10 protein-coding genes are annotated in these 9,959 nt (G+C 31.6%); 3 read left to right on the forward strand and 7 right to left on the reverse strand.

Annotated elements, in window-relative coordinates:
* Positions 1–87: 87 nt before the first annotated feature.
* The 4 genes from rpsJ to rpsL are packed head-to-tail and all read right to left on the reverse strand — an operon-like array spanning position 88 to position 3,459.
* Positions 88–393 carry a 30S ribosomal protein S10 gene (gene rpsJ, locus ACKVOV_RS00495; RefSeq protein ID WP_011963470.1) on the reverse strand — a complete coding sequence of 102 codons (306 nt, stop codon included), beginning with the start codon at positions 391–393 and terminating at the stop codon, positions 88–90.
* Positions 394–405: 12 nt separating this feature from the next.
* Positions 406–2,562 (reverse strand): elongation factor G, encoded by a 2,157-nt coding sequence (gene fusA / locus ACKVOV_RS00500; protein ID WP_409204818.1) that lies wholly within the window; start codon positions 2,560–2,562, stop codon positions 406–408.
* A 10-nt stretch (positions 2,563–2,572) separates the two neighbouring features.
* A complete protein-coding gene (gene rpsG / locus ACKVOV_RS00505) occupies positions 2,573–3,049 on the reverse strand; it encodes a 30S ribosomal protein S7 (protein WP_409204819.1) in 477 nt (158 codons plus the stop codon).
* A 26-nt stretch (positions 3,050–3,075) separates the two neighbouring features.
* The gene (rpsL, locus tag ACKVOV_RS00510; RefSeq protein WP_011963473.1) at positions 3,076–3,459 is read right to left on the reverse strand and encodes a 30S ribosomal protein S12; all 384 of its coding nucleotides are present in this window, start codon (positions 3,457–3,459) and stop codon (positions 3,076–3,078) included.
* Between the two features lie 224 nt (positions 3,460–3,683).
* On the opposite strand from rpsL, the gene ACKVOV_RS00515 reads away from it, so the two are divergent.
* From ACKVOV_RS00515 to ACKVOV_RS00525, 3 genes are read left to right on the forward strand one after another with little or no spacing between them, the layout of a single operon-like run.
* Positions 3,684–5,285, forward strand: coding sequence for a ShlB/FhaC/HecB family hemolysin secretion/activation protein (locus tag ACKVOV_RS00515; protein ID WP_409204820.1), 1,602 nt, complete (start codon positions 3,684–3,686; stop codon positions 5,283–5,285).
* Between the two features lie 28 nt (positions 5,286–5,313).
* Complete coding sequence (gene rlmB, locus ACKVOV_RS00520; protein ID WP_409204821.1) at positions 5,314–6,048, forward strand: 23S rRNA (guanosine(2251)-2'-O)-methyltransferase RlmB; 735 nt, start codon at positions 5,314–5,316, stop codon at positions 6,046–6,048.
* 9 nt (positions 6,049–6,057) lie between these two features.
* Positions 6,058–7,110 carry a hypothetical protein gene (locus tag ACKVOV_RS00525; protein WP_409204822.1) on the forward strand — a complete coding sequence of 351 codons (1,053 nt, stop codon included), beginning with the start codon at positions 6,058–6,060 and terminating at the stop codon, positions 7,108–7,110.
* Here ACKVOV_RS00525 and ACKVOV_RS00530 read toward each other — a convergent pair.
* The 3 genes from ACKVOV_RS00530 to ACKVOV_RS00540 all read right to left on the reverse strand — a co-directional run.
* Positions 7,107–7,883, reverse strand: a complete 777-nt coding sequence (locus tag ACKVOV_RS00530) for a rhomboid family intramembrane serine protease (RefSeq protein WP_409204823.1) — start codon at positions 7,881–7,883, stop codon at positions 7,107–7,109. The two genes, ACKVOV_RS00525 and ACKVOV_RS00530, sit on opposite strands and share 4 nt — an antisense overlap.
* Before the next feature lie 89 nt (positions 7,884–7,972).
* Positions 7,973–8,599, reverse strand: a complete 627-nt coding sequence (locus tag ACKVOV_RS00535; protein WP_409204824.1) for a response regulator — start codon at positions 8,597–8,599, stop codon at positions 7,973–7,975.
* Positions 8,587–9,959: sensor histidine kinase (locus tag ACKVOV_RS00540; RefSeq protein WP_409204825.1), on the reverse strand; the 1,373-nt coding region annotated here is incomplete at its 5' end. The genes ACKVOV_RS00540 and ACKVOV_RS00535, both read right to left, overlap by 13 nt.

Here is a 9,959-nt window from a genome sequence, read left to right on the forward strand (position 1 = left end):
TTACTACTTATTTTTTGAGTGTGCAAAAGTAGGGATTAAGTTTTGATTATCAAAACTTAATCCCTAAATACTTTTTTATCTAACTAATTAGACTTTTATTTCCACTTCAACTCCACTTGGCAACTCTAATTTCATTAAAGCATCAATAGTTTTTGATGAAGAAGAATAAATATCAATTAATCTCTTATATGACATCACTTCAAATTGTTCTCTCGCTTTTTTGTTAACGTGTGGAGAACGTAATACAGTGAAAAGTTTTTTGTGAGTTGGTAACGGAATTGGACCAGTTACAACAGCACCTGTACTTTTTACAGTTTTTACAATCTTTTCAGCAGACTTATCTACCAACATATGATCGTAAGATTTCAATTTTATTCTGATTTTTTGACTCATTTTTCTTAAGAATTAAGCGTTACCTTTTGCTTTTTTAATTACCGCTTCTGAAATATTAGCAGGCGTTTCTGCATAGTGTGAAAACTCCATAGTTGAAGTTGCTCTACCAGATGACAATGTTCTTAATGTTGTTACATATCCAAACATCTCTGACAAAGGCACATCAGCCTTGATTGTTTTAGCACCATTTCTGTCGCCCATGTCATTTACCTGACCTCTACGACGGTTAATATCACCTACGATATCTCCCATGTTTTCTTCTGGTGTAATAACTTCCATTTTCATGATTGGCTCAAGAACAATTGCTCCAGCAGCTTTAGCTACTTCTCTATAACCCATTCTAGCTGCAAGTTCGAAAGAAAGCGCATCTGAATCGACTGGGTGAAAAGATCCGTCAGTTAAAGTTACTTTCAAACTATCCACTTGGTATCCTGCTAAAGGACCAGTTTTCATAGCTTCACGGAAACCTTTTTCTACAGATGGAATATATTCTTTAGGAACGTTACCACCTTTTACTGCATTAATAAACTGTAATCCAACAGGAGCTTTACCGTCAACTAAATCAGCAGGCTCTAATGTAAATACGATATCACCGAATTTACCACGACCTCCAGATTGTTTTTTGTAAGTTTCTCTGTGTGTTGCAGATCTTGTAAACGCTTCTTTATATTCAACTTGAGGCTCACCTTGGTTTACTTCAACTTTAAATTCACGTTTCATTCTATCAACCAAGATATCCAAGTGAAGCTCACCCATTCCTGATATAATAGTTTGTCCCGAAGCCTCATCAGTTCTCACTGTAAATGTTGGATCTTCTTCAGCTAATTTAGCCAAAGCCATACCCATTTTATCTACATCAGCTTTAGTTTTTGGCTCAATAGCGATACCAATTACTGGCGCAGGGAATTTCATAGACTCAAGAATAATTGGGTGTTTTTCATCACACAATGTATCTCCAGTTTTAATATCTTTAAATCCAACTGCCGCTCCAATATCTCCAGCTTCGATGTACTCGATTGGATTTTGTTTGTTAGCGTGCATTTGGTAGATACGAGAAATTCTTTCTTTGTTACCAGAACGTGTATTCAAAACATAAGAACCAGCATCAAGTCTTCCAGAATAAGCACGGAAGAAAGCTAAACGACCTACGAATGGGTCAGTAGCGATTTTAAATGCTAAAGCAGCAAATGGCTCTTTAACATCTGGCTTACGCAAAATTGGAGTTTGATCTTCTTCTAATAATTCAGCATCATCAGGATGAATCCCCACGATACCTTCTTTATCCATAGGAGAAGGTAAATATTTACAAACTGCATCTAACATGAATTGAACTCCTTTGTTTTTGAAAGAAGATCCAGCAATCATAGGAATGATAGCCATATCCATAGTAGCAGCTCTTAATGCATTATTGATTTCTTCCTCAGTAATTGAGTTTTCATCTTCCATGAATTTTTCAAGCAAATTCTCATCATAATCAGCAACCGCCTCAATAAGAATTGATCTATATTCTTTTACTTCTGCAAGCATATCCTCTGGAATAGGAATAATATCAAAAGTAGCTCCTTGAGTAGCATCATGCCAAACAATCGCTTGGTTTTTTACTAAATCAACAACTCCTCTAAAATCATTCTCTTCACCAATTGGCAAAGTGATTGCAACAGCATTAGATTTTAACATATCACGAACTTGTTGACATACCATCAAAAAGTTAGATCCTTGTCTGTCCATTTTATTAACAAATCCCATACGTGGCACTCTGTATTGGTCAGCTAATCTCCAGTTAGTTTCTGATTGTGGTTCAACACCATCAACAGCACTAAATAAGAACACCAAACCATCAAGTACACGCAAAGAACGGTTTACTTCAACTGTAAAGTCAACGTGTCCTGGGGTATCAATAATATTAAAGTGATATGGTAATGATTCAGGTAAAATTTTACCTTGCTCAGTTGGAAAATTCCATTCACAAGTTGTAGCTGCAGAAGTAATTGTAATACCTCTTTCTTGCTCTTGTGCCATCCAGTCCATTGTTGCTGCACCATCGTGCACTTCACCAATTTTGTGTGATTTCCCAGTATAAAATAAGATACGCTCTGTTGTTGTTGTTTTACCAGCATCAATATGAGCAGCAATTCCTATATTTCTTGTGTATTTTAGATCTCTAGCCATTTCTTAAGAATTAAAATCTAAAGTGAGAGAAAGCTTTGTTAGCTTCTGCCATTTTGTGAGTATCCATTCTCTTTTTTACCGCAGCCCCTTCTTCTTTAGCCGCAGCTAAAACTTCTGAAGCTAACTTTTGAGCCATAGATTTTTCATTTCTTCTTCTTGAATAAAGAATCATCCATTTCATCGCCATAGAAATTTTTCTATCTGGACGAATTTGCATAGGAATTTGGAATGTTGCCCCACCTACTCTACGACTACGTACTTCTACGTGAGGCATAACATTTGTAAGTGCATCTTTCCAGATTTCTACTGACGATTTTTCTGCATCTTGTTTCTTAGCTTCTACGATATCCATTGCATCATAAAACACTTTGAAAGCTGTTGATTTCTTACCATCCCACATTAAGTTGTTCACAAAACGCGTTACCAGTTGGTCATTAAACCTTGGATCTGGTAAAAGTGGTCTTTTCTTTGCCGCTCTTTTTCTCATTTCTTTTTCTTAAAAGTTTTTAAAAATTACTTTTTAGCCTCTTTTGGGCGTTTTGCTCCGTACTTAGATCTTCTTTGTGTTCTTCCTGCTACACCTGATGTATCAAGCGCACCACGAACAATGTGATACCTAACTCCTGGCAAATCTTTTACCCTTCCTCCTCTAACTAATACTATCGAGTGCTCTTGTAGATTATGTCCTTCTCCAGGGATGTAAGCATTTACTTCGTTACCGTTTGTCAAACGTACACGCGCTACTTTACGCATTGCAGAGTTTGGTTTTTTTGGAGTCGTAGTGTAAACACGCGTACAAACACCTCTTCTTTGAGGACAAGAATCTAGGGCAACCGATTTAGACTTCTTAGTCATTTTGGTTCTTCCTATTCTTACTAATTGTTGAATTGTTGGCATAATTAAATACTAAAAATTACTTGTTTATAAAATTCCCGCTTTTTACGGGGTTGCAAATGTATAAAATATTTTTGATGAAACAAATCATAATTCATTAATTTTCAATGTTATTTTATACTTTTGAGATTTAATAAGAAACACTGCGATTTTTTCGTTACTTTAAATAAAAATATAATTTGAAATTTATCTTATCTATTCTTACGCTATTAATTTGTCAAAATTTTTTGGCACAAAATTTTTATTTACAACTAAAAGGAAGTAACGAAAGTAAAAACAAAACAATCGATTCCCTAACTTATGTTAAGAAACACGCCAATACAAAATCACTTATTGATGAAGTAAATTCTTTTTCTGATAAATTATTAAAAAACGGCTATTTGTCTTCTGAACATGACGAAGCAATTAAGATAAATGATTCTACATTCCTATTTAATTACACTATTGGATTAAATAATAAATTTATACATATATATATAGGTGAAAAATTTGAATTATTAAATTTAAAAAATGACACATTAAAAATACCGCTTTCTGAAACCGAAAATTTCATGAATACAACTCTACTTTTATTAGAAAAGAAAGGATATTCGTTAGCGAAGTTGCAACTCATTAATTTTAAAAAAGAAAATAACGAACTTTTTGCCGATTTGAGTTTAGCCGCAGAAAAAATTAGAACGCTCGATGATATTGTGATTAATGGTTATGAAAAATTCCCTGCAGGGCACAAAAAACAAATCAAAAGATTATATAGAAACAAAGTTTTTAATCAAGAGAATTTAAAAAAAATATATACCGATTTTGGAAAATTTAGATTTGTAAGTCAACCTAAATATCCTGAAATTTTATTTACCAAAGACTCTACGAAAGTGTATGTATATCTCGAAAAAACAAAACCAAATACCTTTGATGGTTTTATAGGATTTACCAATGACGAACAAAAAAAAATAGTTATAAATGGGTATCTTGATTTACAATTACAAAACATTTTGAATGGTGGTGAGAAAATTTCTCTTTATTGGAAAAGCGACGGAAAGAATCAAAAAACCTTCAATGGCGCTATTGAAATTCCTTATATTTTTAAAAGTCCATTGGGTTTAAAAGCGCAATTAAACATCTTTAAACAAGACAGTTTGTTTCAAAACACACAGACTTCAATCGATTTGGGTTATTATTTTAATTACAATACCAAAGTTTTTTTAGGTTATCAAAGTGCTGAATCTAGCGACATTCAAAACACAAATAGCTCGACAATAAGTGATTACAAAAATTCATTTATAACCACACATTTAGATTTTTCAATTTACAATCCAGACGATTATTTATTTCCTGATAAAACCCAAATTTATTTTAAGCTTGGAACAGGAAAAAGAGATTTAGAACTCAGTAGCAACAATCAATTTTTTGCTACATTAAATCTGAGTCATAATTTTTATTTGAACAAGAAAAACATAGTCAATATAAGAAGTTTGAATCATTATTTAAATAGTGATTCTTATATTATTAATGAATTGCATCGATTTGGAGGCATAAATTCCATCCGTGGTTTTAATGAAAATAGCTTACAAGGCAATACTTTTACCTCTATTTTGACTGAATATAGATATGTTGCCAACGCTAATGTTTACATTCATTCGATTATAGATTACGGATATTATCAAGACAAATCTTCAAATACATCAAATAGTTTAGTTGGACTAGGTTTCGGATTTGGGTTACTCACAAAAAATGGGCTTTTCAATTTAGTATATGCTAACGGAAGTACAAAAGAGCAGGCTATTAAGTTATCTAATTCGATAGTTCATATTAGTTTTAAAGCTCGTTTCTAGAAATCTATTTTTATACTATCTTTGCCACATGGAAAAAGAAAACCAAATATTTGGAATACGTGCAATTATCGAAGCTATAAATGCTAAAAAAGAAATTGATAAAGTCTTTATACAAAGTGATGCACAAAGTGAATTGATGCAAGAATTACAAAAATTGATGAAAAAAAATAGCATCAATTTCTCGTATGTTCCTGTCGAAAAATTAAACAGATTAACACCTAATAACCATCAAGGTGCCGTGGCAACCATTGCTCCTATTATGTTTCAAGATCTAGAGAAATTAATAGATAGCGTTGTAGAAAGTGGCAAAAAACCATTATTTCTTATTCTAGACCAATTGTCTGATGCGAGAAACTTTGGTGCTATTATTCGTACTGCCGAATGTACTGGTGTCGATGGAATTATTGTTCAAAAACAAGGTTCTGCTCCTGTAAATGGAGATACAGTAAAAACTTCTGCTGGTGCTGTTTTTAATGTGCCTATTTGCAAAGTAGATCACATAAAAGATGCTATATTTTTATTACAAGCTTCAGGTATAAAAACTGTTGCTGCTACCGAAAAAACAGAAAGCAATATTTATGACATTTCACTAAACGAAGGTGTTGCCATTATTATGGGAAGCGAAGATCGTGGTGTAAATCCGTCTGTTTTAAAAATCGTAGACGAAAAAGCCAAATTACCAATGTTCGGAACTATTGGTTCACTAAATGTTTCTGTAGCCTGCGGCGCATTCCTTTATGAAACTGTTCGCCAACGTTCATAAAACTAATTTATGGCTCAAAAAGATGTCAAAATAAAGTTTAGAAAAGAAAATTATCCTATTTCCGATGAATTATTTCATTATTTAGAAAAATATGGTCGTATCACAAAAACCAGCGTTTTTTACGATGATTTACTTCGTTTTTCTGGCTTTATTAACCTAGAAGACAAAGATGGAAATGACACTTTATGGCATCGGGTTTATTACTCAGAATTTGAACAACAAGAGCTTGAAGCAAATATAAATAAGATATATACTTTGCTTCATTCTGATGGTGACGTGAAGACACTTCCGTATCTCCATGTTGACTCTATCGATTATTGCACTTTTGGGAATTCAAACCCATTTAGAGTAAAAGTAAGGAATATCCTAAATGATAATTTTACCAATTTTTATATCAAAAAAGCAGATGCTTCTCGTATATATGGCTTAGAACTTGAAGAAATATTATCTCCTAATCGAATAAATTATTTAGTTTATAAGGACACACTTATTGAGGAACACATTATTGGGATTCCTGGAGATATTTTTATAAAAAAAATACTTCCAACTTGTACCGAACACGAAAAAGCACAAATTGCAAAAGAGTTTGTTAAGTTTAACGAACGTTGTATTATAGGCTTATTAGGAGATATGCGATCCTATAATTATGTCATAATCCCGATTCATGATTTTGATCATGTCGAATTCCGTATTCGTCCCATCGATTTCGACCAACAATCTTATGAAGGCAATATAAAAATATACTTTCCGCAGTTTTACAAAGAAAATTTTCAGATGGTAAAACTAGTTATCGACAAGCTTAAACCAAACTCGATAGAACAATATAGGAAAGAAGTTCGCTCGGCAACAGTAAAACGAATTAATGGTCAAGAAATTAGATTCGAAGAATTAATTTCTATCATGAAAAAAGAACATCTGGCTCCTAATGAACATGTAGAATCATTAAAAAAATCACTTCAAAAATTCACGCATGATATGAAGTTTAAAAAATGTAAAACTATGGGAGATATTGTAGAAACTGGACTGAACTATGTTTTAAAGAATTACAAAAATTCATTTTAAGTTATCTTATTAATTTCATTAAAGAAATAAACTACAGAGCTATTATTTGAAGTAGTATTAGTCCTATTTAAATCTTCATCAGAAATTACATCTTCTATAATTGTTGCAGGAATAGGTGCGAAATTTCCATTTTCATCAAAATGCTTCATAAACTCATCTTGACTTGGGTCGAAATCTGGACGCTCCCAATCATATCTTATTGGTTTCTGATATTCATCAGTTTTAGTGTAAAAAGCCAACAAATAACCCGCAATAAATCCTGAAAGATGCCCTTCCCAAGAAATATTTTCCTCCGCCGAAGGAAACACAAACCAGATCATTCCTCCGTAAACAACTACTATTGCTAATGACAAAGCAACTAATCTAAAATATTTAGATTTTATTCCTTTAAAAAAAATAAAACTCACCAATACATAAATTAATCCGCTGGCTCCAATGTGATAACTTTCTCTTCCTATAAGCCAAGTTCCAAATCCAGAGAGCAAAACACCCAAAACCAAAACTTTTAGCGACTCCTTCCGATAAAAAAATCGCAAAGCGGCTACTAAAATAAATAACGGAATCGAATTGTTAAATAGATGCCCTATATTACCGTGCAAAAACGGACTAAATACTATTCCTTTAAGGCCTGAAACTGTTCTTGGCAAGATTCCGAAATGAGAAAAATCACCTGGAAAAATAATTTCGATAGTATAAACCAACCAAAGTGACAACACCAGATATAATGGCCATGCTAACACTGATACGGAAAATTTGAAATCGGTTTCTTTCATATAATATTGGTGTATTAAACTAAATAAAAATACACAATGTCAAATATTTAGCCAAACCTCAATTTAGTGATATTTTGTCATGCTTGTCTTTAAAAATCGACCTTATTCTGTATTGCCCAAACATTTAATGAATACTTTTCTTTAGGAAGTCCTAATTTTTCAATAATATTTCTGCGATGACCTTCAACTGTTTTTATAGATATAAAAAGTAAATCAGCAATTTGTTGAGATGATTTTTGATGTCCAATCAATTCTAAAATTTTCTTTTCGGAAACAGTTAATTCTTTTGAATTAAAAGTTTTTAAATTAGAATCAAACGTTAATTCGCTATCTAAAATTGGGTTTTTATAACTCGTGTTTTTAGAAATTGCTATTAAACATTTTTCTAATTCTATTTCAGCTTGTTCTTTTAAAATATATCCAGAAACACCAAACTCCATTGCTTTATTGTACACACTTTTTTCTTTGTGCATAGTGAGCAAAATAATTTTTGTTTTTAATTTTTGTTCATATACTTTTTGCAAAATTTCTAATCCATCAAGTCCTGGCATATTAATATCTAAAATTGCAACCGTAGGATTATGAGCCAGTATCAAATTAAATGCGGTAATACCGTTGTTACATGTTTCTAAAACTTTAAAACCAATTGATGCAACAAACGCCTTTGTCCCTTGAATAGTAAACGAATGGTCATCGGCAATAATTATTGTTTGCATTGCATGGGGATTTTTAAAGTAATTACTGTTCCTAAAGAATCAGAAAATATAGTTGTTTTTCCGCCAACTACATTTCCTCTTTCTATTAAGCTATGCAGTCCAAAGGAGGTTTTATTATTAAGTTTTTCTTCTACATTAAACCCTTTTCCATTGTCTTTTATCTCTAAAATTAAAAAATTATTTACTTCTTTCAAACTTACACTTGCTGAATGAGCATCTGCATATTTAATAATATTAGACAGCGATTCTTGAACAATTCTGTACAATTGCAATTCATTTTCGGGAGATAACTTTTTATTATAATCAATATCGTAAGTTATCATAAATTGATTTTTTAATTCTAAATAATCTATCAATTGTTTGATGCTAAACTCTAACCCTACTCTATCAAACATAGCAGGATGAAGGTTTCTGCTTATTTGACGTATTTCGTTTATTATAACATCGATCTTATTATTCAAACCTAAAAAATTTTCTATTGTAACCGACTTTAAACTCAACAATTCATGACTAATACCATCATGCAAATCGTTTGCTATTCGCTTTCGTTCATTTTCCGTATTTTGAAGTAATTCTTTAGCAAACATTGTTTTAAGTGTTTTTTCTTTGATTAATTTCTTTTTACTCTGCCAAAAAACCACACTAATAATGGCCAAAATCAGCGTTGAAAGTATTGTGGCTAAAATTGCTATTATTTTTTTGTTTTTTTCAATACTTAACTCTTTTAATGTTATTTGCTGCTCCTTTTGTTTAGTTTTATATTTTGTGTCAATGTCAATAACTTTTGTTTTAATCGCTTCATTAGCCAGATTTTCGCTAGCTATTTGCTTTTTTTCCGAATAAAACAAAGCGTTTTTGAAATTATTTTTAGACAGTGCATCCTCTTTCAATAATGAATAAACAATTTCTAAATTCTGATAATTTTCGTTTTCTATAAATATTGGAATTACCTTTGTGTAAGTCGAAATGTCCGAAATCCCTTTATTATTTTTAATTTCATAATAAGCTAAAGCAGCACTATAATCTTCCAACGAGCTTTTAGAATTAAGCATTAATGCGATGGGTTTTATTTCTTCTAATTTTTGTTTTGCTTGTTTAAAATCACCTTCATCGACTAATTTTTGAACATAAAAAGTTGTTATAATAATTTTTAGAACTGAGTTAGACGATTTACTTTTTATATAAGAATGATATACTGAATCTATTAACGAATAAAATCGTTTGTCTTTTTTGACATCAAACAAAACAATTTTGTTGTGCAAACTCATATAAGTATTATCAATATCTTTCTCTTTTTGATAATATTTTATCGATTTATTTATATTTTGTTCCGCCTTTTTAAACTGGTGTGTAAAAATAT

The sequence above is a fragment of the Flavobacterium sp. genome (assembly GCF_046153165.1).
In the GTDB taxonomy this organism is placed as follows: domain Bacteria; phylum Bacteroidota; class Bacteroidia; order Flavobacteriales; family Flavobacteriaceae; genus Flavobacterium.

Bases quoted from the DNA above. Each gene is read 5' to 3' on its own strand.
- ACKVOV_RS00535 (WP_409204824.1), bottom strand. From the start codon at position 8,599: ATGCAAACAATAATTATTGCCGATGACCATTCGTTTACTATTCAAGGG.
- ACKVOV_RS00525 (WP_409204822.1), top strand. From the start codon at position 6,058: ATGGCTCAAAAAGATGTCAAAATAAAGTTTAGAAAAGAAAATTATCCT.
- rlmB (WP_409204821.1), top strand. From the start codon at position 5,314: ATGGAAAAAGAAAACCAAATATTTGGAATACGTGCAATTATCGAAGCT.
- rpsG (WP_409204819.1), bottom strand. From the start codon at position 3,049: ATGAGAAAAAGAGCGGCAAAGAAAAGACCACTTTTACCAGATCCAAGG.
- fusA (WP_409204818.1), bottom strand. From the start codon at position 2,562: ATGGCTAGAGATCTAAAATACACAAGAAATATAGGAATTGCTGCTCAT.
- rpsJ (WP_011963470.1), bottom strand. From the start codon at position 393: ATGAGTCAAAAAATCAGAATAAAATTGAAATCTTACGATCATATGTTG.
- rpsL (WP_011963473.1), bottom strand. From the start codon at position 3,459: ATGCCAACAATTCAACAATTAGTAAGAATAGGAAGAACCAAAATGACT.
- ACKVOV_RS00530 (WP_409204823.1), bottom strand. From the start codon at position 7,883: ATGAAAGAAACCGATTTCAAATTTTCCGTATCAGTGTTAGCATGGCCA.